Below are 25,316 nucleotides of genomic sequence, written 5' to 3' on the forward strand. Positions count from 1 at the left end.
TCTCACCCGGACGGCGTTCTCTCCCCCGGATGGCCGGGGACCGGGCGGGCGTCCACAATGGATCTGCACTCGGGGCCCTTCGCACGAAACGGGGCGCTGCCATGCACCTCGCGTACGACTATCCGCTGCTGGGCGTCATGTGGACGACCATGTGGCTGTTCCTGTGGATCCTGTGGTTCTTCCTGCTGTTCAGGATCGTGGTCGACATCTTCCGCGACGACAGCATGAGCGGCTGGGGGAAGGCCGGCTGGCTGGTCTTCGTCATCGTCCTGCCGTTCCTCGGCGTGCTGGTGTACGTGCTGGCCCGGGGCAAGGACATGGGCAGGCGCGAACGGGAGCACGCGCGGGAGCAGCAGCAGGCCGTGGAGGACTACATCCGCAAGACGGCCGGGGAGGACGCGGCCAGGGGTCCGAGCAAGGCCGAGCAGCTGGCGAAGCTCTCCGAGGTCAGGGCGCGGGGCGACCTCACGGAGGAGGAGTTCCAGCGCGCCAAGGAGCTGATCCTGCGCTGAGGGCCGCCGGGTGACGGGCGGCGCGGGTCCGCGCCGCCCGTCACCCCGTCGGCGGCCCGTCAGCGGGCGGTCTGCTCGTGGACGTCGGCGACCAGCCGGGTCAGCGCGTCCGGGTCGGTCGTCGGGAGCACCCCGTGGCCCAGGTTGAAGATGTGGCCCTCCAGACCGGCGGCCGCGTCCAGCACCTCGCGGGTCTTGGCGCGCACGGCCTCGGGCGTCGAGAAGAGAACCGCCGGGTCCAGGTTCCCCTGGAGCGCCTTGCCGGGGCCGACCCGGCGGGCCGCCTCGTCGAGCGGGACGCGCCAGTCCGCGCCGACCACGTCCGCGCCCGCCTCGCCCATGAGGCCCAGGAGTTCGCCGGTGCCGACGCCGAAGTGGATGCGGGGGACGCCGTAGTGGGCGACCGCGTCGAAGACCTTGGCGGAGGCGGGCATCACCGAGCGCCGGTAGTCGGCGGGGGCGAGGGCCCCGACCCAGGAGTCGAAGAGCTGCACCGCGGAGGCGCCGGCCTCGATCTGGACCTTCAGGAAGGCGGAGGTGATCTCCGCGAGGCGGTCCAGCAGATCGGCCCACAGCTCCGGGTCGCCGTACATCAGGGCCTTGGTGTGCTCGTGGTTGCGGGAGGGCCCGCCCTCGACGAGGTAGCTCGCGAGGGTGAACGGGGCGCCCGCGAAGCCGATCAGCGGGGTGGCTCCCAGCTCGCCGGTGAGCATGCCGATGGCCTCGGTGACGTAGTGGACGTCCTCGGGGGTCAGGTCGCGCAGCCGGGCCAGGTCGGCACGGGTGCGGACCGGCTCGGCGACGACCGGGCCGACGCCGGGCTTGATGTCGAGGTCGATGCCGATGGCCTTGAGGGGGACCACGATGTCGCTGAAGTAGATCGCCGCGTCCACCTTGTGCCGCCGCACGGGCTGGAGGGTGATCTCGGTGACCAGCTCGGGCCGCATGCAGGACTCCAGCATGGGGATGCCCTCGCGCACCTTCAGGTACTCGGGCAGTGAGCGGCCCGCCTGGCGCATGAACCAGACCGGCGTGTGCGGCACGGGTTCACGGCGGCACGCCCTGAGAAACGCGGAGTCGTACGTCTTGCTCTGCTGGGCCCGGGGGCTGTCGTTGGCGCTCACGCCCAGAATCTTCGCACGGCCGCGGCAAGTGACCGCTCCGGGCCGGGTGTCCCTCCCTGCACGGAGCGTGCGTTCCGCCTACTCTTCCCCGCATGGCTGCGGCTCAGGGACATTTTTCCGATCATTCCAACGGCATCGAGGCGACGGATCGCACGGACGAGGAGACCGTGCCCCCCGCCTTCCGGAAGGCGGTCGAGGCACTGCGGACCGCGCGGCTGCGCCAGGAGATCGAGGTCGATCCCACCCGGCCGCCCCGGAAACTGGCCCCGCACGCGTACGCGCTGGAGGCGGCCGTGGTCGACGGCGAGGAGGACCTCGCGGACGGCAGACTGGTGCTCCTTCACGAGCCGGCCGGGCACGAGGCATGGCACGGAACGTTTCGTCTGGTCACCCTGGTGCGCGCGGAGCTGGAGCCGGAGATGGCGGCCGACCCGCTGCTGCCCGAGGTGTGCTGGTCCTGGCTGACGGGCGCCCTGGAGGCACGGGGCCTGGCGTACGGGGAGCCGAGCGGGACCGTCACCCGCGCGGGTTCTCACTATTTCGGTGGACTCTCCGACCGGCGTCCGGCGACCCAGATCGAGATCCGTGCCTCGTGGACGCCCCGGGAGGGCGCGGGCGGGGTCCCGGACACGGCGGCGCACCTGGCCGCCTGGTGTGATCTGCTCTGCCAGGTCGCCGGGCTGCCCCCGACGCCGTCCGGCACCTCGGACACGACGACCGGCGTGGTGACCCTGCCGCAGCGGCGGGGGCCCCAGCAGCGCTGAGACGGCGACGGACGCCGGCGCACGGCCCGGCCCCGGGTGCTCCAGGGGAGCCCCGGGGCCGAGCCATGTGCCGACAGCCGATCAGGCGTCCGAATTGTGCCGGTTATTCCTCACTAGATCGTGATCATTCCCTAAAGGAGGACGAGGTCCGTGCCGAAGAGGTCAGTGACCCAACTGCACGGTTCGCCCCGGCTTACTCCCCGAGCCGGCCCCGTCCCCGCACCTTTCCAGGAGGCCTGGTGTCCGTTCTTCTCGAGCAGCCCGCAAGCCTGGTCGCCTACCGCCCGAACAAGCCGACGGCCATGGTCGTCGTGGCCGACCCCCGCGTCCGTTCCACCGTCACCCGCCACCTGTGGGCGCTCGGGGTACGCGACGTGATCGAGGCGTCGTCCATCGCGGAGGCACGTCCCCGCGTCGGCAACCCGCGCGACATCTGCGTTGCCGACGTCCACCTGCCCGACGGTTCCGGGCTGACCCTGCTGTCCGAGACCCGCGCCGCGGGCTGGCCCAACGGCCTCGCGCTCTCCGCCGCCGACGACATCGGCGCGGTGCGCAACGCCCTCGCCGGGGGCGTCAAGGGCTACGTCGTGACCGGTACGCGCACCAACATCGGCCACCCCACCCGTCCCGGCGCCGCGCCCATCGGCGCCGCGGCCGGCCGGATGCACCGCCGCCCCCCGGGTACCCCGAGCCACCCGGGCGGCTACCGGGAGCTGTCCGGCCGCGAGGTGGAGGTCCTGCGCCTGGTGGCGGAGGGCCAGTCGAACAAGGCGATCGGCGTCTCGATGGGCCTGTCCGCCCTGACCGTCAAGAGCCACCTCGCCCGTATCGCGCGCAAGCTCGGCACCGGTGACCGTGCCGGGATGGTGGCCGTGGCGCTGCGCACCGGCATCATCCACTGACCGCGCCTCCCCCACGGCGGAGGACATACCGGAGCCCACCCGACCCACCGGCCGCCTCCCGCTCGCCGGCTCCCCACCGGCACGACGCCCGCCGACGGAACGTTCCGTCGGCGGGCGTGCCGTGTCCGGCGACCGCCGGGCAAGGCCCTCCCCGGCGCTGTTCCCGCAGTTCAGCGGCGCCCGGGAGACACGGGGCAGGTCGGACGCCCGTACGGGCGGATAGTCTTGACGCGTGACCGACGCCCAAAAGACCGCACCGCAGACCTCACTGCGAACCACCGGGGGCGGCCCCCCGGACGACGGCGTCCCGGGCGACGGGCTGCCGATCCCCCTGCTGGAGCCCCGCGAGGGCGTCCCGCCGGTCGTCGCCGACGCCGACGCCCTGGCCGAGGTGATCACCGCCTTCGCCGCCGGCACCGGACCCGTGGCGGTCGACGCCGAGCGCGCCTCCGGCTACCGCTACGGCCAGCGCGCCTATCTGGTGCAGCTGCGCCGGGAGGGCGCCGGGACCGCCCTGATCGACCCCGTCGGCTGCCCGGACCTGTCGGAACTCGGCGAGGCGCTGGCCGGCACCGAGTGGATCCTGCACGCCGCCACCCAGGACCTGCCCTGCCTGCGGGACATAGGCATGCGGCCCGGCCGGCTCTTCGACACCGAACTCGCCGGCCGGCTGGCGGGCTTCCCCCGGGTCGGACTCGGCGCGATGGTCGAGGGCGTCCTCGGCTACGCGCTGGAGAAGGGCCACTCCGCGGTCGACTGGTCGACCCGCCCGCTGCCCGAGCCGTGGCTGCGGTACGCCGCGCTGGACGTGGAGCTCCTCGTCGACCTGCGGGACGCGCTGGAGAAGGAGCTGGACCGGCAGGGCAAGCTGGAGTGGGCCCTCCAGGAGTTCGACGCGATCGCCTCCGCGCCCCCGGCCCCGCCCCGCAAGGACCCCTGGCGGCGCACCTCCGGCATGCACAAGGTGCGGCGGCGGCGCCAGATGGCGGTGGTCCGCGAACTCTGGACGGCCCGCGACCGGATCGCGCAGCGGCGGGACGTCTCGCCCGGCAAGGTCCTGGGCGACGCGGCGATCGTCGAGGCGGCCCTCGCCCTCCCCGCGAACGCGGACGCCCTCGGCGCGCTCCCCGGCTTCGGCAGCCGGGTCGGCCGCCGTCAGCTGGAGCAGTGGCAGGCAGCCGTCGACCGGGCCAAGGCCCTGCCCGACGCGCAGCTCCCCCAGCCCGGCCAGGCCGTGCAGGGACCCCCGCCGCCGCGTTCCTGGGCGGACAAGGACCCGGCCGCCGCGGCCCGGCTGTCCGCCGCGCGGGCGGCGGTCACCGCGCTGGCCGAGGAGCTGAACCTCCCCCAGGAGAACCTGATCACCCCGGACACGGTCCGCCGGGTGTGCTGGGAGCCGCCGTCGCCCCTGACCGAGGCCACCGTGTCCACCGCCCTGACCACCCTCGGCGCCCGCCCCTGGCAGATCGCCCTCACGGCCCCGGCCCTGACGACGGCCCTGGCGGCCGCCCCGGACGCGTAGGCGCGCCGGAGGCGCGGGCCGGACGGGGGTTCGCGCTCCGCGCGAGCGGGGCGCTCGTGCCGGGCCCGGCACGAGCGGGCGGGCGGGGCCACCCGACCGGCGGGCGGCCCCGCCGGGCACCCCGGAGCCCGGCCGGCACCGGGCCCCCGTCCCGCCGGGCCCGCGACCGCGTCCGCCACGCGCCCGCGCGGTTTCGACGGCCGCCCGGCCGGGGAACGGTTCCCGCGGCGCCCTCGCGTGTGACCTTCACCGCTCCCGCCCCAGGGGGTGGGCAGCCTGGTTACCCACAAGTAGCATGGGGCGAGCAAGCGCACGCTCAGGCGTGCGCGCCGCAGCAGTGCCACCCCGCACCCTGGAGGAGAGCCATCGTGCCTCGTACCGTCAGGGACGTCGTCTTCGTCGACGGCGTCCGCACCCCGTTCGGCAAGGCGGGCCCGAAGGGCATCTACCACGAGACCCGCGCCGACGATCTCGTCGTGAAGGCCATCCGGGAGCTGCTGCGCCGCAACCCGGCACTCGACCCCAAGAAGATCGACGAGGTCGCCATCGCCGCGACCACGCAGATCGGCGACCAGGGCCTGACCCTGGGCCGCACCGCCGGCATCCTCGCGGGCCTCCCGCAGTCCGTGCCCGGCTACTCCATCGACCGGATGTGCGCCGGCGCGCTCACCGCCGTCACCTCGGTCGCCGGCTCCGTCGCCTTCGGCGCGTACGACGCCGTCATCGCGGGCGGTGTCGAGCACATGGGCCGCCACCCGATGGGCGAGGGCGTCGCCCCCAACCCGCGCTTCGTCAGCGAGAAGCTGGTCGACGAGTCCGCGCTGTTCATGGGCATGACCGCGGAGAACCTGCACGACCGCTACCCGCACATCACCAAGCAGCGCGCCGACGAGTACGCCGTGCGCTCGCAGGAGAAGGCGGCCAAGGCATACGCCAACGGCAAGATCCAGCAGGACCTGGTGCCGGTCTCGGTGCGCCGCACCAACCCGGAGGCCGGTGAGACCGGCTGGGGCCTGGTCACCGCCGACGAGCCGATGCGCCCGGGCACCACCCTGGAGTCCCTGGCCGGCCTGAAGACGCCGTTCCGGGTCCACGGCCGGGTCACCGCGGGCAACGCCGCCGGTCTCAACGACGGCGCCACCGCCTCGATCATCGCCTCCGAGGAGTTCGCCCGCGAGAACGGTCTCCCGGTCAAGATGCGCCTGGTCTCATACGCCTTCGCCGGCGTCGAGCCCGAGGTCATGGGCTACGGCCCGATCCCGGCGACCGAGAAGGCCCTCGCCAAGGCGGGCCTGTCGATCGAGGACATCAACCTCTTCGAGATCAACGAGGCGTTCGCCGTCCAGGTCCTCGCCTTCCTCGACCACTACGGCATCGCCGACGACGACGCGCGCGTCAACCAGTACGGCGGCGCCATCGCCTTCGGCCACCCGCTGGCCTCCTCCGGTGTGCGGCTGATGACCCAGCTCGCCCGCCAGTTCGAGGAGCAGCCCGAGGTCCGCTACGGCCTCACCACCATGTGCGTCGGCTTCGGCATGGGCGCCACGGTGATCTGGGAGAACCCGCACCACAAGGACGCCGGAGGCGACAAGTGACCACCACCACCGAGCTGCTGAAGGGCGCGGCCGAGCTGTTCCCGGACGAGGTCGTCACCCAGGCGCACGTACGCCACCTCGACCTCCCCGCCGGGGCCGGGCGCTTCGCGCTCATCACCCTGGACAACGGCCTGGACCACACCAAGCCGACCACCTTCGGCCCGCAGTCGCTGGCGAACCTCGACGCGGCGATCGACCAGGTCGCCCAGGAGGCCGCCGAGGGCACGATCGTCGCCGCCGGCATCACCGGCAAGCCGTTCATCTTCGCGGTGGGCGCCGACCTCAAGGGCGTCGAGCTGCTGAAGCGCCACGAGGACGCGCTCGCCATCGGCAAGGGCGGCCACGACGTCTTCAAGCGCCTCGCGGGCCTGGGCGTGCCGACGTTCGCGTACTACAACGGCGCGGCCATGGGCGGCGGTGTCGAGGTCGGTCTGCACTGCACCTACCGCACCGTCTCGCAGGCCATCCCGGCGTTCTCGCTGCCCGAGGTCTTCCTCGGCCTGGTCCCCGGCTGGGGCGGCTGCACCATCCTGCCGAACCTGATCGGCCCGGAGAAGGCCGTCTCGGTCGTCATCGAGAACTCGCTGAACCAGAACCGCCAGCTCAAGGGCAAGCAGGTCTTCGAGCTCGGCATCGCCGACGCGATCTTCGAGGGCGCGGACTTCCTGGAGCAGTCCCTGGTGTGGACGGCCGCCGTCCTCAAGGGCGAGATCGCCGTCGAGCGCCCCGAGATCGACCGCGGCGAGTCCTGGGACCAGGCCGTGGCCAAGGGCCGCTTCGTCGCCGACTCCAAGGTGCACGGCGCCGCCCCGGCCGCCTACCGGGCCCTCGACATCATCGAGGCCGCCAAGGACGGCGACCTCCAGAAGGGCTTCGACGCCGAGGACCGGGCCCTCGCGGACCTGATCATGGGCGGCGAACTGCGCAGCGGCATCTACGCGTTCAACCTGGTGCAGAAGCGCGGCAAGCGCCCGGCCGGCGCGCCGGACAAGTCGCTGGCCCGTCCGGTCACCAAGGTCGGCGTGGTCGGCGCCGGTCTGATGGCCTCCCAGCTCGCGCTGCTCTTCCTGCGCCGTCTGGAGGTGCCGGTGGTCCTCACCGACATCGACCAGGAGCGCGTGGACAAGGGTGTGGGCTACGTCCACGCCGAGATCGAGAAGCTGCTCGCCAAGGGCCGCGTCAACCAGGACAAGGCCAACCGCCTCAAGGCCCTGGTCACCGGTGTGCTCGACAAGGCCGAGGGCTTCGCGGACGCGGACTTCGTCATCGAGGCCGTGTTCGAGGAGATGTCCGTCAAGCAGAAGGTGTTCGCCGAGGTCGAGGCGGTCGCCCCGGCGCACGCGATCCTCGCGACCAACACCTCCTCGCTGTCGGTCTCCGAGATGGCGTCGAAGCTGAAGCACCCCGAGCGCGTGGTCGGCTTCCACTTCTTCAACCCGGTCGCGGTCCTGCCGCTGCTGGAGATCGTGCGCGGCGAGCAGACGGACGACGCCTCACTGGCGACGGCCTTCGGCGTGGCGAAGAAGCTGAAGAAGACCGCGGTCCTCACCAAGGACGCCCCGGCGTTCGTGGTGAACCGCATCCTGACCCGCTTCATGGGCGAGATCCAGAACGTCATCGACGAGGGCACCCCGGTGGCCACCGCCGAGAAGGCGATCGAGCCGCTCGGCCTGCCGATGTCGCCGCTGGTCCTGCTGGAGCTGGTCGGTCCGGCGATCGGTCTGCACGTCTCCGAGACGCTCAACCGCTCCTTCCCGGACCGCTTCACGGTCTCCCCGAACCTCAAGGCGGTCGTCGAGGCCGGCAAGCGAGGCTTCTACGTGTACGACAGCGGGAAGCCGGAGCTGGACCCGGAGGTCGCCGCGCTGCTGAAGCAGGGCGACAGCGTCCTGACGGAGGAGCAGGTCCGCGCACGCGTCCTGGACGCGGTGGCGCAGGAGATCGGCCTGATGCTGGAGGAGGGTGTCGTCGCCGAGGCGCAGGACATCGACCTCTGCCTGATCACCGGTGCGGGCTGGCCCTTCCACCTGGGCGGCATCACGCCGTACCTGGACCGCGAGGGTGTCTCCGAGCGGGTGAACGGCAAGCGGTTCCTGGCGCCGGGCGTCGCGAGCGTCCCCGCGTAGGTCCCTGACGGGACGGTACCGGGGAGACGGGCCGCGCGGATTCCTTCCGCGCGGCCCGTCCGCGTGCCCGGCCGCGTGCCCGGCCGCGTGCCCGGCCGCGTGCCCGGCGCGGGCGGCTTCGCGGGACGCGGCGCGGGGCCGAGACCGGCGGACGGGATATCCGCCCGTCCTCGGCCGCGCCCCCGGCCGGTGCCCGGGCGGAAGGGGAGACCCAGCCGCCAGGCCGGCGGCGCGTGGCGGGTCGGGCGCGGGCGCAGGACGGCGGACGGGACACCCGGGCGCCACCTCCCCGGGCCCCGGGCAGGTGCCCGGACGTCGGGAGTCCGCCCGCCACGGCCGCCCCCGGGCGGGTGGCGGGACGCCCACCCCGCCGCGGGCCGGCGGAGTCCGGGCCGGGCCTGCGGGCGGTTCCCGCGCCGGGCGGGTGGCGGCGGTCACGTCCGCGTCTCCGGGCGGCGGGACGCCCACCCACCGCAGGCCGGCGGAGTCCGGGCCGTGCCTGCGGGCGGCTCCCGCGCCGGGCGGGTGGCAGCGGCCACGTCCGCGTCTCCGGGCGGCGGGACGCCCACCCACCGCGGGCCCGCGGAGTCCGGGCCGGGCCTGCGGGCGGTTCCCGCGCCGGGCGGGTGGCGGCGGTCACGTCCGCGTCTCCGGGCGGCGGGACGCCCACCCGCCGCAGGCCCACCCGGCGCAGCCTGCGCGGCCGGTCAGGCGAGGGGCTTCCAGCGGCCCACCGCGAAGCCGCCCGCGTCCTTCTTCTGCCGGATGACCACGGGTTCCCCCGACGTACCGAGGGCCGTGCCCGCCAGGCCCTCCGCGCCGTGCGCCCGCAGGGCCAGCGCGAGACCGCCGACGCGGACGCCCGCGCGGGCGGGATCGGTCGGCGTCCACCATGCCCCGGCTTCCTCGTCCCCGGCCGGGTACGCGGCGAAGGCGACCTGCCCGTCCGGCGTCTCCTGCGCGAGGACCGTGCAGTCGTGGCCGTCGATCTCCACCGAGGCGAGCGCCAGCGGGCCCGGGCCGGCGGCGGGGAGCAACGGCCGTGCGTCCGGGCCGCGTTCGGGCGACCAGACCCGGATCGTGCCCTCCGCGTCCGTGAAGAACAGCCCCACCGCACCGGACGGCCCGGTCAGGGCGGTGAAAGCCCCCCGTTCCGCGCGTACGCCGAGTTCGCCGGCCCGTTCGAAGGCCGCGCCCGGCTTCTCCTGGGTGAAGCGGACGACCGCGTCCCCTTCGGCGGCGTACAGCTCGACGCGGCCCTCGCCGTCCACGGCCGCCGCCGGGGTGCCGCGCACGCCCTTGCCGCCGAGGTCCTGCCAGCCCGCCCAGCCGCCCTTGACCTTCTGGTTCCGGCAGCTCAGCCCGGTGCCGCCGTTGCGCAGGGCGACATAGAGGCGGCCCTCTCCGTCGACGGCGGTGACCGGGCGGCCGGTCTCCTTCGGGGCCTTGTTGGGGTGCCCGAGGGAGGTCCAGCCCAGCAGCGGACGGCCGGTCTGGAACTGGACGGCGTGCACCAGTTCGACCGTCTCGCCGCCGCGGACCCCGCGTACGCCCACCAGGTGGACATAGCCGTCGGCGCCCTGGGTGACCGCGAGCGGCGGCAGGAGCCCCGGGGCGGGCAACCGCTCCGGGCCGGGCGCGCCGGCGCCCCACCGGGTCCAGCGCAGCACCGCGTCGTCGCCGGGCGCCCAGGCCGTGAGGACGCCGTCCCTCCCCCGCGTCAGCCAGTCGCCCGTGAGCCGCGGCGGACTCTGCGCGTCCGCGTGGTCGGGCGTCGGAGCGGGCACGGCGGGCATGGGCCTTCCCTCACGTCGGGGAACGGGACGGTCGGAGCATCCTCGGGGCCCGGGCCGGTGCGCGCCGGACGCCCGCGATCATTGTCCCAGCCCCGCCGCCGCCCGGTCCCCCGGCCCCCGCACCACGGCCCGGTTCCCCGCCCCCCGCGCCACGGCCCGCCCGGCCCGGCCCGTTCCTGGGAAGCTGGTCCCATGGACACCAGCAGGAGCGACACCCTTCTCGTCGTGGACGCGGCCAACGTCGTCGGGTCGGTCCCGGACGGCTGGTGGCGCGACCGGCGCGGGGCGGCCGAGCGGCTGCGGGACTCCCTCGCGGCCGAGGGCGGCCAGTCGGCCGTCCCCGGCCCGGCGGAGGTGGTCCTGGTCGTCGAGGGCGCCGCCCGGGGCGTGGAGCCCGTACCCGGCGTGCAGGTGGTGTCCGCGCCCGGCAGCGGGGACGACCTGATCGCGGCCCTCGCCGCCGACGCGGGCCGCGCCGGGCGCCCCTGCGTGGTCGTCACCGCGGACCGGGGTCTGCGGGCGCGGGTCACGGCCGCCGGGGCGCGCTGCGCGGGCCCCCGCAGCGTCCGCCGCCGCCCCACAGCCGGCTGAGGCCGCCTCGGGGGCGGCGGACCGGCGGCTCAGAGGCGCTTGGCGCTGCGCAGGGTGGTGGCGTAGTAGCCGTTGCCGTCGAGGCGGGAGGTGCCGCCCTTGTCGCCGATGGTCGGGCCGTTCACTTCCTCCCGGCTGGACAGGAAGATCTTGTGCCCGTCGGTGTCGTGGCCCAGGTAGATGCCCACATGGTCCAGGCGCTGCTTGGTCCGCGCGTCCAGCTTGAAGAAGACCAGGTCGCCGGGCTGGAGGACGCCGAGGGCGGTCGGGCGGTCGCCCGGGCCGACTCCCTTGAGGGGCAGCACGTCCGCGCCGATGTCCGAGCGCGCCATGCCGTTGGCCGTGCGCGGCAGTCCGTCGCCCACCTTGTCGGAGGCGGCGAGCGGGTAGCGGGCCCGGTAACCCCACACCAGCCGCATGTAGCCGGAGCAGTCGACCGAGCGGGCGCGCCTGGTCTCGGGCTGGATGGTGGTGCCGTCGCGGAAGGTGTAGGGGATGCCGAGGTAGTCGTAGAAGTCCGACAGCTCCTCGCGCAGGTCGTTGCCCTCGCTGCCGTTCGGGTTGAGCGGGCCGAAGTTGGCGTCGCCCGCGTAGGCGAGGCCCTCGTCGTCCTTCTTGACCGGCGCGCCCTCGATGTACTGGAAGGCGGAGGCGAAGACGTCGTCCTCCTCGCTGCCGTAGAACTCCTTGAACCAGTCCTTGAACCACTTCTCCTTCTCGGCGCCCTCGCGCCAGGGCTCCGGCATCAGGCGGACCCAGTCCTCGGTCACCACACGGGACTTGGTGTTCGCGGGCTCGGTGAAGGTACGGCTCGGGCCCTTGAGGGTGGCGGTGCGGGCCTTGTCGGTGAAGGTGGCGAGCACCTGGCCCTGCTCGCCCCGCAGCACCGAGCGGTCCGGCTTGTTCAGCCGCTCCCAGGTCTGCTTCCCGCCCTGCTGGCCCTTGCTGGACTCCAGCTGGGGCGTGTCGGTCACGGCCTGCACCGCCGGTGCCTTGGCCTGCTCGTCCTTGCGCAGTTCCACGGTGAGGTAGGCGCTGGAGGCGAGCAGCCCCAGCACCACGGCGGCGTGGACGACGGGGCGGGTCTTCTTCTTCGCCATGATGCGGCGGGCTCCGTTCCGGTGGTCGTTCGGTCGGGTGGGCGGCGGTGGTCGGGGGCGGCGGCCGGGACGGCGGCGGGGTCAGAGCACGGGCATGACGCCGAGCAGGATTCCGGCGGTGAGCACGACATAGGCCATGAGGGTCACCGAGCCGGTCGCCAGCAGCGTGGGGCCCTTGGGCTGGCGCACCAGCTGGTAGGCGATCAGGCCCGGGACGATGAAGCCGAGCGTCTGGTTGCTGTACATCAGCGGGAACTCCAGCGACAGCACGATCATCAGCGTCGCCTGGAGGGAGACGCCCGCGAGCACCACGGCGGCGAAGAGGCGCTTGCCGTAGAGGATCACGTAACGCTGCATCAGCAGGGTGACGACGTAGGTGAGCACGGTGACGCCGACCACCATCGCGGCGCGCTGGAGGTCCTCGACCAGGGTCAGCGCGAGCCAGCCCGGCGTGATCATGCCGCCCGGCGAGAGGTTGGTGGTCAGGTAGCAGACCAGGGAGAAGAGCAGTCCCAGAGCAATGCCGACGGCGGCGATCTCGGGGGTGAGGACGGTGGGAATCAACGCTGGTCTCCTGCGCCGTGCGGCCACTGGTGGGAGGTGTCTTCGGAGGAGCGGCCGGGTGGCACGCGGGGCTCGAACATGCCGCGGGACTGCGGCGGCCGGGCGGCGGACCGCCCCTGCTCCCCGTCGGCGGACCGGTGCGCACCGGGGTCCTGGGGAGCGGTGTCGTGCGGGGCCGGCTGGTGCTCGGCCGGCCGGCTCTGGGCCGGCGGGTGCTGGGCGTACGGCCCGGGCCCGTGGGGCGCGTGGGGTGCCTGGTGCGCCTGCGGCTCCTGGTGCGCGTAGGGCGCATACGCGTCCTGACGCGCGTGCCCGTGCGGCTCCTGCCGGGCGTGCGGCGCGTACGGGGCCTGGTGCCCGTGCGGGTCCTGGTGCGCGGTCGGGTCCTGGTGCGCGGTCGGGTCCTGGTGCGCGGTCGGGTCCTGGTGCGCGTGCGGCGCGTACGGGTCCTGGTGCCCGTGCGGGTGGGGCGCGTACCGCTCCTCGTACGCCGGCGAGTACGCCGCGTACGGGTCGATCCGGGGCGCGTAGAGCTGCATGGTCTCGGACGGGTCCTGCCGCTCCCGCGCGGCCCCCGCCGGCGGCGCCTCCGGCCGGTCCTGGTGCGCGTCCCGCGCGTCCTGCCCGTCCCGCTCCGCCGGCTCGGTGTCGTCCGCCGGCAGCTCCGCGAGGTGCTCCAGCAGCACTTCGCCCTGGCCGTGGATGTTGCCGATGGCCACGAGGGAGGAGTCGGGGCCGATCTGCTTCAGCAGCTCGGCCATGAACTCCTCCGGGTCGCGCCGGTCGCCGCCCAGGTCGACCGCGCGCGAGCGGTACTCCGCCGGGATGGCGTCGATCGCCGACTTGGCCGGGTGTCCGATGACGAAGACCTTCTCGGGGTCGAGGTCCGGGATGATCTCGCCCATCTGGCCGTTGCGCTCGACCCGGTCGGGGCGGCAGTTGATGACCACGTTCAGCGGGCGCTCGATCGCGCCGAGGTCGAGGAGCTGGTTGATGTTCATCAGCGTCGACTCGGGGTCGTTCGCGGCGAAGACGTTGGCGAAGCGGAGTCGCTTGCCGTCCTCGGTGCGGTAGCGCTCGACCGAGAGGACACCGGGGTCCGGCGGTGCGTCGTACATGCCCTGGAGGGCGGTCTCCCGCTCCACGCCGAGGAGTTCGGCCACGGTGAGGGCGATGGCGACGTTCTCCTTGAAGGTGAACCAGCTGAAGCCGCGCAGCTCCTCGTCGGTGACGGTCTCCGGGTCCGCGTAGATCAGCTTGCAGTCCCGGGCGTCGGCCTCCTCCTGGAGGATGTCGAAACGGTCCTTCTCGGCCGTGACGCAGATACCGCCCTCCGGCATGGACCGGCACAGCGAGCGGGCCACGTCGTCCAGCGTGGGGCCCATCTCGGCGAGGTGGTCCTCACGGACGTTGCACAGCACGCCGATCGTGGAGCGGATCAGCTTGGACTGGTTGATCTCCTGGAGCGCGGGCATGACCGCCATGCACTCGATCACCAGGGCCTGCGGGTTGTACGCCGCCGCCCTGCGCACGATGCCGATCTGCTCGACCACGTTGGCGATGCCGAACTTGCGGTAGACGGGCTCCTCGGTGGCGTCCGGGTGGATGAACCGGGCCGCCGTGCCCGTGGTCTTGGCGACCGTCACCAGGTCGCCGCCGCGCAGCGCGCCCGCGCACAGGCGGGTGATGGAGGACTTGCCGCGGATGCCGTTGACCAGGACCCGGCTCGGGATGTGCTCCAGGTTGGTGAAGTGGCGCCGCTGCTCGATCACGCCGGCGACCAGCAGCACGGCGCAGCACACCATCAGGACGGTGTAGAGGAAGAGCACGGGTCAGTTCCTTCCGGCGGGGTGGGACGCCGTGTCGCCGGACTTGCCGGCCTTCTCGGCCTTGCGCTGGCCGGCGGGCAGCTGCTGCCGGATCAGCTCCAGGCTGCGGACGACGGCGCCGACCTCGTCGTGGTGGCGCGGGTAGAGGACGGTGCGGCGGTCGCCGTCGGCGAGCGCCTCGGCCTGGTCGGCCAGGACCCGCAGCGGGCGGACGACGACGATGTAGAGCCAGCCGAGGCAGGCGGCCGCGGCGGTGGCGCCGAGGAGACCCGCGAGGACGGTCCGGTTCTGCAGGTCGTACTCGTCGATCGCGAGGCCGGAGGCGGACTGCCAGCTGACGACCGACCAGCCCAGGGACTTGGCGGTGCCGCCGCCGACGAAGGGGGCTGCCGCGGCGATCTGGATGTCCCCGCCGTCGCGGTAGAGGACACCGCTGGGCCGGGGGCTCATGCCGACCTTCTGGTTGGTGCCCTGGACCAGGGCGTCGAGGCGGTCGTTGGGCAGCTCCTGGAACGCCCGGTACCCGGTGTTGCCCGCGATCACCCGGCGCTCGGCGTCCACCACGCGGACCGTGCCGAGGCCCGGCCGCTTGAGGAGCGAGTTGAGGAAGTCGATGCGGAACTCACCGATCACGGCCGCGCCCTGGCGTCCGGGGATCTCGGCGGTGGCCACGACCACCGGCTCGTCGCTGTCCTCGTCGAGGATGCGGACGAGCTGGTCGGACGGCCCCTGGCCGCCGGGGCTGCGCGGGTCGGCGCCCGTCTCGGCGAGGACCTCGCCGTCGGCGTCGAGGACGTACAGCGACTCGTAGCGCAGGTGCTGGTTCCCGGTGCGTTCCAGGACCTCGGTCATGTCCTCGGGCCGGGTGCGGTCGCCGATGAGGGTGGCGACGGACACCAGGTCGGCGTGGCCCTCGTTGAGGGCGCGGCGCACCCGGTCGGTGAGGGTGTCGGTCCGCTCGCGCTGGTCGTTGACGACTTGCTGGGGCACCACGACGGAGTCGCCGGCGCGGTTGAGCAGCAGCAGGAGCGGGGCGCACCAGACGAGCAGCAGCACACCGGCCACGACGAGCAGGCTGCGCGCCCCGATGCGGCGGCGGCGCGCGGCCTCGGGCACGGGTTCGCCGAGCAGGCGCAGCCGCAGGCGTTCCAGGGCGTCGCCGATCCGGGCCGCCTCGCCCCGGCGGGGCACGGTCACGGGCCGGGTCAGATCGCCGCGGGTGAGCCGCCGGCTCTCCAGGAACAGCCGGAGCAGCGGCCGCTGGACGGTGCTGATGAGCAGGGCGACGGTGACGCCGCCGATCAGCAGCAGCGCCCCGGCGGCGGCGACGCCGAAGAAGGGGCTGTCGACGGCGGAGGACGACTCGGCGACCTCGACCATGGCGACGACGGTGAGGCCGAGCCCGGTGGCGACGGTGGTCTCGCCGGCCTCGGGGGCGGCGAGGGTGGCGTAGCCCGCGATGGAGCGGTCACCGGACTGGAGCCCGCCGACGAGGCTGCCGCTGACGCCCTTGAAGCCGCCGGAGCCGGGCTCCTTGGCCTTCAGCGGGTGTTCCTTGGCGCGTTCGGCGGCGGTGGCGGCGAACTGCTTGAGCTGCTTGCGGGAGTGGGCGATGACCTTGCGCTGGTAGTCGGAGACGACCTGTTCGGGCTCGGGGATGCCGTCCTGGCTGAGGACGTGGCCCTCCGGGTCGATCACGGCGATGGCCCGGAACTTGCCGAGGCTGATGCCGGGGAACTTCAGTCCGCTGGAGGCGACCAGGAGCTTCTGGGGCTCGCCCTTCCAGTTGAGCAGCCCGAAGGAGAGCATGCGCGTCTCGCCGTTGGGCAGTCTGACCATGCGGGGTGCGAGGCCCTGCTCGCCGCGGAGTGCCTCGCGGTCGATCGCGGTCAGGGGCACGTTCTCGCCGCGGGCGGCGAGCAGCTTTCCGGAGGAGATCTCGACGACGGCCGTGCCGAGCCACTTCTGGTACACGCTGCCGAGCTTGTCGAGGACGGCGTCGGCGGGCACCGGCTCACCGGCGTTGAACAGCTCGGTGGTGCGCGTCAGGTCGGTGACGCTCTCGTCGATGGAGGCGCGCATGGCGATCGCGCCGTCCTCGGCGAAGTGCTGCTGGGAGGTGAGCACGGCCTCGGGGACGCTGCGGTTGTCCACGCGTCCGAGGGAAAGGGCGGTGACGCCCGCCAGGGCGAGCAGCAGGACCGACAGCACGGCTATGGGCGGACGTATGCCGCCGAGCAGGGACATGTCTGCCCTTCGGCGGACTTTGTGCCGCCGCTTCGTGGGCGAAGCGGCCACGAGGGCTCCTCTCCGGGATGGGCTGCGTGGTGCGCGCCGGTGCGCGCGGTGGATGGCTGGACGAGGGGGCGGGGGCGTGTGTCGGCCCCGGCCCCAGGATGGGACCGTCCGACGGGCCGAAGGGTTGTGGGGGACCGGCGAATGTGATCAAGGCGACAGGTCCCCGCGCCGCGGGGGCGTCCGGGGCCGTGCGCCGGCCGGACCCTAGGGAAGCGGCTGGAGCGGCTCCAGTCCGTGGTCGGCGGCGCCCCGGTTGAGCATGGTCCCGGCGATGCGCTCGAAGGCGAGGCGGTAGCGGGAGCGCTGCTGGTCGCTCAGCTTGTCGGGGTCGCGCAGGGCGGTGGCGAGGTCGAGGAGGCGGTGGTCCTCGACGACCCCCTCGGGCAGGTTGCCGGACTCGTCCGGGTCCGGCGGGATGTCGACGAAGGTCGGCGCGAACTTGGCCCGCACGTCCCAGCCGCCGTCCCGTTCGGTGAACTCGAACCAGCCGATGGCGCCTTCCTCGGTCAGCCCGGTGGGCACGTCGTGCCGGGCGACGTGGTTGCCGAGGCCGTAGGCGATCCAGGTCCCGTCGACCTTCTCCATCGGCTGGACGACATGGGCGTGGTGGCCGACGACCAGGTCGATCCCGGTCTTCTCGGCGATCTGCCGGCCGAGGCGGAGCTGGGAGCGGTTGGGGTTGGACCAGTTCTCGCGGCCCCAGTGGATGCTGAGGATCACCACCTCCGCACCGGCCTCGCGGGCGGCCTTCTCGGCCGCCGTGATCCGGTCGAGGTCGGTCAGGTTGGCGGCCCAGGGCTTGTCCGCCGGCAGTTCGTTGCCGTTGAAGCCGAGGGTGTAGGCGAGCTGGGCGACCTTGACGCCCTTGACGTCCATGACCAGGGGCTTGGCGGCCTCGGCCGCGCTGCGGGCCGATCCGGTGTGCTTGAGGCCGGCCTTGTCGAGGGCGTCCAGGGTCCGGACGACTCCGGGGTAGCCGTGGTCCAGGGTGTGGTTCGAGGCGGTGGAGCAGGTGTCGTACCCGGCGTCCTTGACGGCGGTGGTGATCTGCGGCGGGACGAGGAAGGCGGGGAAGCTCTCGAAGGGCCCCTCCGGCTTGCCCACGACCGGCTCGAAGTGGCAGATGCCCAGGTCCGCCTTGCTGACGACGGGGGTGACTCCGGCCATCAGCGGTCCGAAGTCGAGGCCCGCGGTGCCCTTGCCGGTGCGCTTGGCGTCCTTGCGGGCCTGCTCGACGAGCTGGGGGTGGATGAGGATGTCCCCGGACGCCGCCACGGTGAAGTTGCGGGCGGAGGTCCCTGCCGCGGAGGACGTGTCGTCGTCGCCGGAGGGGCCGCAGGCGGAGAGGCCGGCGAGGAGCGCGAGCGCGGTAAGACCGGTCGTCACCGACCGGCGCGGGGCTGTTCTCTTCACCAAGATATCTTCGTACGACGATGACCATGAAGCGGACAAAAACAGTAACGATTGTGACAGGCGTGGTACTTGTCACACTTGTCTGCGTCGGCTTGTGGGCCGGCTTCGCGGCCCGTGAGGAGCCGTCCGGGCGCCCCGGGGGCGGTAGCGGCGGCAGCTCGGAAACGGGCCAGGGCCCCGGGTCCGGGCCGACGGACGGCGTCGACCTCTCCGACCGCGTGACCCGGTGGACCGCCGGCATGGACGAGGACACCGGCTACCGGCGGCCCGGCCGCGAGGACCGCACGGCGGTCGCCGCCGGGGTGGGCCTGCTGCTCGACGGCCGCCGTGAACAGGCGGCCGAGCGGCTCGCCGATGTCGACATGGAGATCCGCACGGTCGTCGACCGCGCGGACGGCCGCCGGTACGCGGAGGTCGCCGACCGCAGCGAGTCGGCCCGTTCCCCCCGGGGCTGGGGCCGGGTCTACGTCCCCCTGGACTCCCCCGCGCGCTGGGCGGTCCACGTGCCCCATCCGCGCGCCGACAGCGGGACCGAGAAGCTCGGGGTCGACGTGCTGCGCGGTGCGCCGGGCGGCGTCCTGGTCGTCGCGGGCGCCCATCGCGAGGCGGGCCGGGGCGACGCGGCGGACGTGGCCCACCGGCGGGACACCGTCTTCCACGCGGTCTGCGCGGAACTCTTCCGCCGGGGCCTGCCCGCCCTGCAACTGCACGGCTTCGCGCCCTCCTCCGTCCCGGACCACGACATGGTCGCCTCGACGGGCAGGGGCGACGAGGGCCGCGCCGACGGCCGGGTCCTCGCCGACGCCCTGCGCGAGCGGGACTTCACGGTGTGCCGGGCCTGGGTCCGCGACTGCCCGCTGGAGGGGCGGAGCAACGTCCAGGGCAGAGCCGCGGCGGCCGCCGGGACGCCCTTCCTGCACCTGGAACTCAGCCGTGCGGCACGCACCCGGGAGGACGAGGGACGCGCGGCGCTCGACGCGATCGCCGTGCTGACCGGCGAGTGGGCGGCCCGTCCACCCCGCGGCCCGCGGGACTGACACCTCCTACCGGGGGGCGTCCGCCGTCGGCGGTCCGGCGGGGCCGGACGGCCCCTGCGGGCCCGCCGACGCCTTGCCCAGCCGGCTGTGCCGGCGCCCGTACAGGAGGTAGACGACGACACCGAGCGCCATCCACACGGCGAAGCGGAACCAGGTCTCGCTGGGCAGGTTGAGCATCAGCCACACCGAGGCGGCGATCGACACGACCGGCAGCACCGGGACCCACGGGGTGCGGAAGGCCCGGGGCAGGTCGGGCCGCGTGCGCCGCAGGATGATCACGCCGAGCGCGACGACGACGAAGGCGAACAGGGTGCCGATGTTCACCAGGGCGGCCAGCTCGTTGATGCTGGTGAAGCCGGCGACGACGGCGATGACCACACCGAGCAGGATGGTCGGCCGGTACGGGGTTCCGAACTTCGGGTGGGTCACGGAGAAGAACCGGGGCAGCAGCCCGTCACGGCTCATCGCGAAGAACACCCGGGTCTGGCCGAGCAGCAGGATCATGCACACCGTCGTCAGACCGACCGCGGCCCCGAAGCTGATCACACCCGCGTAGAACGGATGGCCCACCGCCTTGAAGGCGTCCGCGAGTGGTGCGGTGACCGACAGTTCGCTGTAGTGCTGCATGCCCGTCACCACCAGGGAGACGGCCACGTAGAGCACCGTGCAGACGAACAGGGAGCCGAGGATGCCGCGGGGCATGTCGCGCTGCGGCAGCTTGGTCTCCTCGGCCGCGGTGGCCACCACGTCGAAGCCGATGAAGGCGAAGAAGACGATGGAGGCGGCCGTGAAGATGCCCATGATGCCGAAGTTGGTCGGCTCGTAGCCGAACATCAGCTGCACCAGGGGCGCGTCCCAGCCGGATCCGGAGGCCTGTCCCTCGGCCTCGGGGATGAACGGCGAGTAGTTGTCGGCCTTGATGAAGAACAGGCCCGCGACGATGACGATGAGGACCACGGTCACCTTGATCGCGACGACGAGGGCCGTGATGCGGGCGGAGAGCTTCATGCCGGCGACGAGGATGACGGTCAGCAGCAGGATCAGCAGGAAGGCCAGCAGGTCGAAGGTGCCGCCCGGCGCGTCCGGGCCCTCCAGCGCCGCGGGCAGGTGCCAGTCCGCGTTGTCCAGCAGTGACCGTACGTACCCCGACCAGCCGACCGCGACCACCGCCGTGCCGAGGGCGAACTCCAGTACCAGGTCCCAGCCGATGATCCAGGCGGGCAGCTCGCCGAGGGAGGCGTACGAGAAGGTGTACGCGGAACCGGCGACCGGCACGGTCGAGGCGAACTCGGCGTAGCACAGCGCCGCGAGGGCGCAGACGACACCGGCGACGACGAACGCGATGGCGGTCGCCGGGCCGGCGGTCTCCTTGGCGACGGCACCGGTGAGGACGAAGATGCCCGTCCCGATGATCACGCCCACACCGAAGACCGTGAGGTCCAGCGCCGAGAGGGACTTCTTGAGCCTGTGCTCCGGCTCTTCCGTGTCCCGGATCGACTGCTCGACCGATTTGGTCCGGAAGGCCCCTCTCCTGCCGCCCCCTGGGTCGGTACTCGTACTCACCGCTGCACCTCCGCGCTTGTCGTCCCCGCCATGATCGGGACGGTCGCCGGTCCGCGGAGCACCCAAGCGTCTTCGTTCGGCCGAATGGGCCGGTGGGACCACCCTTGCACGGTGGTCCCGCTGCCGGGGGCCGCATCTCGTCGACCCCGTCCGTCCATCCCGCCGACGGGCCCCTGGGGGCGAGGGGTGGGAAACGAGCCGGGGCGGGTGCGTCCGGACGGGTCATGTCCGGGCGCACCCGCCCCGGCGGGGTGGTGCGAGGAGGCTGCGCGCGCCCCGGGGTCAGTCGCGCACGGGCTCGACGGCGGCGCTGTCGACGCGCCCGTCGAGCGTGGAGACCAGACCGGTCACCTGACGGGCGATGTCCGGCGCGGTGAGCCCGATCTCCGCCATGACCTCCTTGCGGGAGGCGTGGTCCAGGAAGCGCGGCGGGATGCCGAAGTCGCGCAGCGGCACATCCACGGCCGCGTCGCGCAGGGACTGCGCGATCGCGGAACCGACGCCGCCGGCACGGCTGTTGTCCTCGACGGTGACGACGACGCGGTGCCGCGCGGCGAGCGGGGCGAGGGCCTCGTCGACCGGCTTGACCCAGCGCGGGTCGACCACGGTGGCCGAGATCCCCTGGGCGTCGAGCAGGTCCGCGATCTCCAGGCACATGGGCGCCAGCGCGCCCACCGAGACCAGGAGGACGTCCGGCCGGTCGCTGCCGGGGTGCCGCAGTACGTCCATCCCGCCCACGGTGCCCACGGCCTGGACCGCCGGGCCGACCGCGCCCTTGGAGAAGCGCACCACGGTCGGCGCGTCGTCCACCAGGACGGCCTCGCGCAGCTGGGCGCGGACCTGGTCGGCGTCGCGCGGGGCGGCGATCCGCAGGCCGGGGACGACCTGAAGGATCGACATGTCCCACATACCGTTGTGCGAGGCGCCGTCGGTGCCCGTGATACCGGCACGGTCCAGGACGAAGGTGACACCGCAGCGGTGCAGGGCCACGTCCATCAGGACCTGGTCGAAGGCGCGGTTGAGGAAGGTCGCGTAGACCGCGAAGACCGGGTGGAGTCCGCCGGTGGCGAGGCCGGCCGCGGAGACCGCGCCGTGCTGCTCGGCGATGCCCACGTCGAAGACCCGCTCGGGGAACTCCTTGGCGAACCGGTCCAGGCCGACGGGCTGGAGCATCGCCGCCGTGATGGCGACGAGGTCCTCGCGCTCCCGGCCGAGCTTGACCATCTCCTCGCCGAAGACGGAGGTCCAGTCGAGCCCGGAGGACGAGATCGGCAGACCGGTGTCGGGGTGGATCTTGCCGACGGCGTGGAAGCGGTCCGCCTCGTCCGCGAGGGCGGGCTGGTAGCCGCGGCCCTTCTCGGTGAGGCAGTGCACGATGACCGGGCCGCCGAAGCGCTTGGCGCGGGCGAGGGCGGACTCCAGGGCCTCGATGTCGTGGCCGTCGATCGGGCCGACGTACTTCAGGCCGAGGTCCTCGAACATGCCCTGGGGGGCGATGAAGTCCTTGAGGCCCTTCTTGGCGCCGTGCAGGGTCTCGTAGAGCGGCCTCCCGACGACGGGGGTCCGCTCCAGAATGTCCTTGCCGCGGGCGAGGAAGCGCTCGTAGCCGTCGGTGGTGCGCAGGGTGGCCAGGTGGTTGGCGAGGCCGCCGATGGTGGGCGCGTAGGAGCGCTCGTTGTCGTTGACGACGATCACCAGGGGGCGGTCCTTGGCGGCGGCGATGTTGTTCAGCGCCTCCCAGGCCATGCCGCCGGTGAGCGCGCCGTCACCGATGACGGCGACGACGTGGTCGTCCTTGCGGAGGATCTCGTTGGCCTTGGCGAGTCCGTCGGCCCAGCCGAGGACGGTGGAGGCGTGCGAGTTCTCGATGACGTCGTGGGCGGACTCTGCCTGCGAGGGGTAGCCGGAGAGGCCGCCCTTCATCTTGAGCTTCGAGAAGTCCTGGCGTCCGGTGAGCAGCTTGTGGACGTAGCTCTGGTGGCCGGTGTCCCACAGGACTTTGTCCCGGGGGGAGTCGAAGACACGGTGGAGCGCGATGGTCAGCTCCACGACGCCGAGGTTCGGCCCGAGGTGGCCGCCGGTCTTGGAGACGGCGTCGACCAGGAAGGTGCGGATCTCCGCGGCCAGGTGCTCCAGCTCCTCGGGGGCGAGCCGGTCCAGGTCGCGCGGACCCGTGATGCGGGACAGGAGTCCCGGCTCGTCGCCCGCCACCGCCCGGGTAGGACGCGCTTCGCGCGGCTGCGTCACTCTGCCTCCTTGCATTCGAGCTGATCGAGCTGATCGAGCGTGCCGATTGCCCGAGTCTAGTGTTCCGGCCGCGATCTTGGTCATCCGGACGTGCGTTCTGTGTCACGGCCGTGGCACGGAGACGGCGGTGACCGGGGCGGGGAGCGGCCCCGGCGCGCGACACGCGAAAGCCCGTGCCCGGCACCGTCGGGCGGTGCCGGGCACGGGGTGGCGCCGGGAGCGGTCAGGCGCGGCCCGCGGTCCTCTGCGTCTTGCGCGTGACGGAGTCGATCACGACGGTGGCGAGCAGCACCCCGCCGGTGATCATGTACACCACCGGTGTGGCGATGCCCTCCAGGGCGAGGCCGTACTGGATGGAGACGATCACCATGGCGCCGAGCAGGGCGTTCCAGGTGCGGCCCCGGCCGCCGAAGAGGCTGGTGCCGCCGATCACGGCGGCGGCGATGACGTTCATCAGCAGGTCGCCCGCGCCGGCGCTCTGGTTGGCGGCGGCGATCTTGGACGCCCAGAAGATGCCGCCGACGGCGGCGAAGAAGCCGGCGATCGCGAAGACGGAGATCCGTACGGCGGTGACGTTGATACCGGCACGGCGCGACGCCTCGACGCTGCCGCCCAGGGCGAAGACCTTCCGGCCGTAGGCGGTGCGGCGGAGCACGAAGTCCGTGATCAGCAGGACGGCCAGGAACAGCACCAGGGCGAGCGGCAGCCCCCGGTACTGGTTGAACATGAAGGCCGCCGCGAAGGCGATCACCGCGAGGACGGCGGTGCGCAGGACGATGTCGGAGAGCGGCCGGGAGGCGATGTTGACGGCCTCCCGGCGACGGTTGTCCAGGAAGGAGGTGAGGAAGAAGACGGCCACGGCGATCGCGGCGAGGCCGTAGGCGGCGGCGATGTCGCTGAAGTAGTACGTGGTGAGCTGTCCCACCACGCCGTCGCCGTCGAGGTTGATGGTGCCGGTCTCACCGAGCAGCTGGAGCATGAAGCCCAGCCAGAACAGCAGGCCCGCCAGGGTGACGGCGAAGGCGGGCGCCCCGAGCCGGGCGAAGAAGAAGCCGTGCAGGGCTCCGATGGCGGCGCCGGAGACCAGGGCCACCAGCAGCGCGAGCCACTCGTTCATCCCGTGGGTGACGCTGAGCACCGCCACGATCGCGCCCGAGACACCGCTGACCGAGCCGACGGAGAGGTCGATCTCGCCGAGCAGCAGCACGAAGATGATGCCGACGGCGATCATGCCCGTACCGACCATGGTGACGGCGATGTCGGTGAGGTTCTTCGCGGAGAGGAAGTTCGAGTTCAGGATCTGGAAGATCACCGCGATGACGACGAGGCCGACGACGACCGGGATCGAACCCAGGTCCCCGGCGTGCATCTTGCGCTTGAACTCGGAGACGTAGCCCTTGAGGCCCTGCTCGCGCACGAGGAGGCGGGGGTCGACGGCGGTGAGCGCGTCGTGGGCGGCCTCCGGGTTGCCGACCGGGGTGTCGGCGGTCGTGGCCTCACCCGTGGTCTTGTCGGGACTGGTCACTTCTGGACCTCCGCGTTGCGCGCCGCACGGCGGGTCACGGCGTTGTCCGTGGCGCCGGTGATGGCGGAGATGATCTCTTCCTGCGAGGTCGACTTGACCTCGAACACGCCGTTGTTCCGGCCGAGGCGCAGCACCGCGACCTTGTCGGCGACGGCCTTGACGTCGGCCATGTTGTGGCTGATGAGGATGACGGCGTGGCCGCGCTCGCGCAGCCGCTCCACCAGGTCGAGCACCTGTGCGGTCTGCTCGACGCCGAGGGCGGCGGTGGGCTCGTCGAGGATGACGAGCTTGGGCTCGCCGAGCATCGACCGGGCGATGGCGACGGTCTGGCGCTGACCGCCGGAGAGCGACGCGATCGGGATGCGGACGCTGGGGATGCGGATCGACAGCGTCTTCAGCAGTTCGAGGGCGCGGCGCTCCATCTCGACCTCGTCGAGCACCCCGCGCTTGCGGAGCTCGCGGCCGAGGTAGAGGTTGCCGACGACGTCGATGTTGTCGCAGAGCGCGAGGTCCTGGTAGACGGTCGCGATCCCCAGGTGCTGGGCGTCGTGCGGGCGGGTGATGGAGACCTTGCGGCCCTCCCACTCGATCGCGCCCTCGTCGATGGGATGCACGCCGGCGATCGTCTTGACCAGCGTGGACTTTCCGGCGCCGTTGTCGCCGACCAGGGCGACCACCTCACCGGCGTGGACCTCAAGCTCTACGTCGGTGAGCGCCTGGACGGCACCGAACCGCTTGGAGACCCCGCGCAACGCCAACACGGGCGTAGCGGACACGTGAACCATCTCCTTCGCCGCCTGACCGGCGG

19 protein-coding genes are annotated in these 25,316 nt (G+C 73.0%); 8 read left to right on the forward strand and 11 right to left on the reverse strand.

Annotated features, from left to right (window positions below):
• The first annotated feature begins 101 nt into the window (after positions 1-101).
• Entirely contained in the window at positions 102-512 is a 411-nt protein-coding gene (locus C593_RS0113995; protein ID WP_018847920.1) for an SHOCT domain-containing protein, read from the forward strand.
• 59 nt (positions 513-571) lie between these two features.
• Here C593_RS0113995 and hemE read toward each other — a convergent pair whose 3' ends face one another.
• Positions 572-1,636 carry a uroporphyrinogen decarboxylase gene (gene hemE, locus C593_RS0114000; RefSeq protein ID WP_018847921.1) on the reverse strand — a complete coding sequence of 355 codons (1,065 nt, stop codon included), beginning with the start codon at positions 1,634-1,636 and terminating at the stop codon, positions 572-574.
• 92 nt (positions 1,637-1,728) lie between these two features.
• On the opposite strand from hemE, the gene C593_RS0114005 reads away from it, so the two are divergent.
• The 5 genes from C593_RS0114005 (at position 1,729) to C593_RS0114025 (ending at position 8,545) form a co-directional block, all read left to right on the forward strand.
• Positions 1,729-2,400: a DUF3000 domain-containing protein gene (locus tag C593_RS0114005; RefSeq protein ID WP_026277676.1), complete on the forward strand. Its 672-nt coding sequence runs from the start codon at positions 1,729-1,731 to the stop codon at positions 2,398-2,400.
• Between the two features lie 239 nt (positions 2,401-2,639).
• Positions 2,640-3,302 carry a helix-turn-helix transcriptional regulator gene (locus C593_RS0114010; protein ID WP_018847923.1) on the forward strand — a complete coding sequence of 221 codons (663 nt, stop codon included), beginning with the start codon at positions 2,640-2,642 and terminating at the stop codon, positions 3,300-3,302.
• A 232-nt stretch (positions 3,303-3,534) separates the two neighbouring features.
• Positions 3,535-4,824: a ribonuclease D gene (locus C593_RS0114015; RefSeq protein ID WP_018847924.1), complete on the forward strand. Its 1,290-nt coding sequence runs from the start codon at positions 3,535-3,537 to the stop codon at positions 4,822-4,824.
• Positions 4,825-5,192: 368 nt separating this feature from the next.
• Entirely contained in the window at positions 5,193-6,419 is a 1,227-nt protein-coding gene (locus tag C593_RS0114020) for an acetyl-CoA C-acyltransferase (RefSeq protein WP_018847925.1), read from the forward strand.
• Positions 6,416-8,545, forward strand: a complete 2,130-nt coding sequence (locus C593_RS0114025; protein ID WP_018847926.1) for a 3-hydroxyacyl-CoA dehydrogenase NAD-binding domain-containing protein — start codon at positions 6,416-6,418, stop codon at positions 8,543-8,545. Before C593_RS0114020 ends, C593_RS0114025 begins: the two co-directional genes overlap by 4 nt.
• A gap of 707 nt (positions 8,546-9,252) precedes the next feature.
• Here the strand turns inward: C593_RS0114025 and C593_RS0114030 are convergent.
• A complete protein-coding gene (locus C593_RS0114030; protein WP_018847927.1) occupies positions 9,253-10,341 on the reverse strand; it encodes a DUF8189 domain-containing protein in 1,089 nt (362 codons plus the stop codon).
• Positions 10,342-10,533: 192 nt separating this feature from the next.
• On the opposite strand from C593_RS0114030, the gene C593_RS0114035 reads away from it, so the two are divergent.
• On the forward strand, positions 10,534-10,932 hold the full coding sequence (locus C593_RS0114035) for a hypothetical protein (RefSeq protein ID WP_018847928.1): 399 nt from the start codon (positions 10,534-10,536) through the stop codon (positions 10,930-10,932).
• Positions 10,933-10,961: 29 nt separating this feature from the next.
• Here C593_RS0114035 and C593_RS0114040 read toward each other — a convergent pair whose 3' ends face one another.
• The 5 genes from C593_RS0114040 to C593_RS0114060 all read right to left on the reverse strand — a co-directional run bounded on the left by C593_RS0114040 (position 10,962) and on the right by C593_RS0114060 (position 18,109).
• Positions 10,962-12,032: an NlpC/P60 family protein gene (locus C593_RS0114040; RefSeq protein ID WP_018847929.1), complete on the reverse strand. Its 1,071-nt coding sequence runs from the start codon at positions 12,030-12,032 to the stop codon at positions 10,962-10,964.
• A gap of 81 nt (positions 12,033-12,113) precedes the next feature.
• Positions 12,114-12,596 (reverse strand): poly-gamma-glutamate biosynthesis protein PgsC/CapC, encoded by a 483-nt coding sequence (locus C593_RS0114045; protein ID WP_018847930.1) that lies wholly within the window; start codon positions 12,594-12,596, stop codon positions 12,114-12,116.
• Positions 12,593-14,425 carry a poly-gamma-glutamate synthase PgsB gene (pgsB, locus tag C593_RS0114050; RefSeq protein ID WP_018847931.1) on the reverse strand — a complete coding sequence of 611 codons (1,833 nt, stop codon included), beginning with the start codon at positions 14,423-14,425 and terminating at the stop codon, positions 12,593-12,595. The genes C593_RS0114045 and pgsB overlap by 4 nt, the downstream gene beginning before the upstream one ends.
• A 3-nt stretch (positions 14,426-14,428) precedes the next feature.
• On the reverse strand, positions 14,429-16,672 hold the full coding sequence (locus tag C593_RS0114055; protein ID WP_018847932.1) for a HAMP domain-containing protein: 2,244 nt from the start codon (positions 16,670-16,672) through the stop codon (positions 14,429-14,431).
• A 255-nt stretch (positions 16,673-16,927) separates the two neighbouring features.
• Entirely contained in the window at positions 16,928-18,109 is a 1,182-nt protein-coding gene (locus tag C593_RS0114060; RefSeq protein ID WP_018847933.1) for a CapA family protein, read from the reverse strand.
• Between the two features lie 266 nt (positions 18,110-18,375).
• On the opposite strand from C593_RS0114060, the gene C593_RS29650 reads away from it, so the two are divergent.
• Positions 18,376-19,173 carry a hypothetical protein gene (locus tag C593_RS29650; protein WP_158686843.1) on the forward strand — a complete coding sequence of 266 codons (798 nt, stop codon included), beginning with the start codon at positions 18,376-18,378 and terminating at the stop codon, positions 19,171-19,173.
• Positions 19,174-19,179: 6 nt separating this feature from the next.
• Here C593_RS29650 and C593_RS0114070 read toward each other — a convergent pair whose 3' ends face one another.
• The 4 genes from C593_RS0114070 to C593_RS0114085 form a co-directional block, all read right to left on the reverse strand.
• Positions 19,180-20,736, reverse strand: coding sequence for an amino acid permease (locus C593_RS0114070; protein ID WP_018847935.1), 1,557 nt, complete (start codon positions 20,734-20,736; stop codon positions 19,180-19,182).
• Positions 20,737-21,018: 282 nt separating this feature from the next.
• Positions 21,019-22,983: a 1-deoxy-D-xylulose-5-phosphate synthase gene (gene dxs, locus C593_RS0114075; RefSeq protein WP_051093685.1), complete on the reverse strand. Its 1,965-nt coding sequence runs from the start codon at positions 22,981-22,983 to the stop codon at positions 21,019-21,021.
• 223 nt (positions 22,984-23,206) lie between these two features.
• Positions 23,207-24,508, reverse strand: coding sequence for an ABC transporter permease subunit (locus C593_RS0114080; protein ID WP_018847937.1), 1,302 nt, complete (start codon positions 24,506-24,508; stop codon positions 23,207-23,209).
• A complete protein-coding gene (locus tag C593_RS0114085) occupies positions 24,505-25,293 on the reverse strand; it encodes an ATP-binding cassette domain-containing protein (protein WP_078521498.1) in 789 nt (262 codons plus the stop codon). The genes C593_RS0114080 and C593_RS0114085 overlap by 4 nt, the downstream gene beginning before the upstream one ends.
• Positions 25,294-25,316 lie beyond the last annotated feature (23 nt).

This window comes from Streptomyces sp. CNT372 (genome assembly GCF_000377145.1).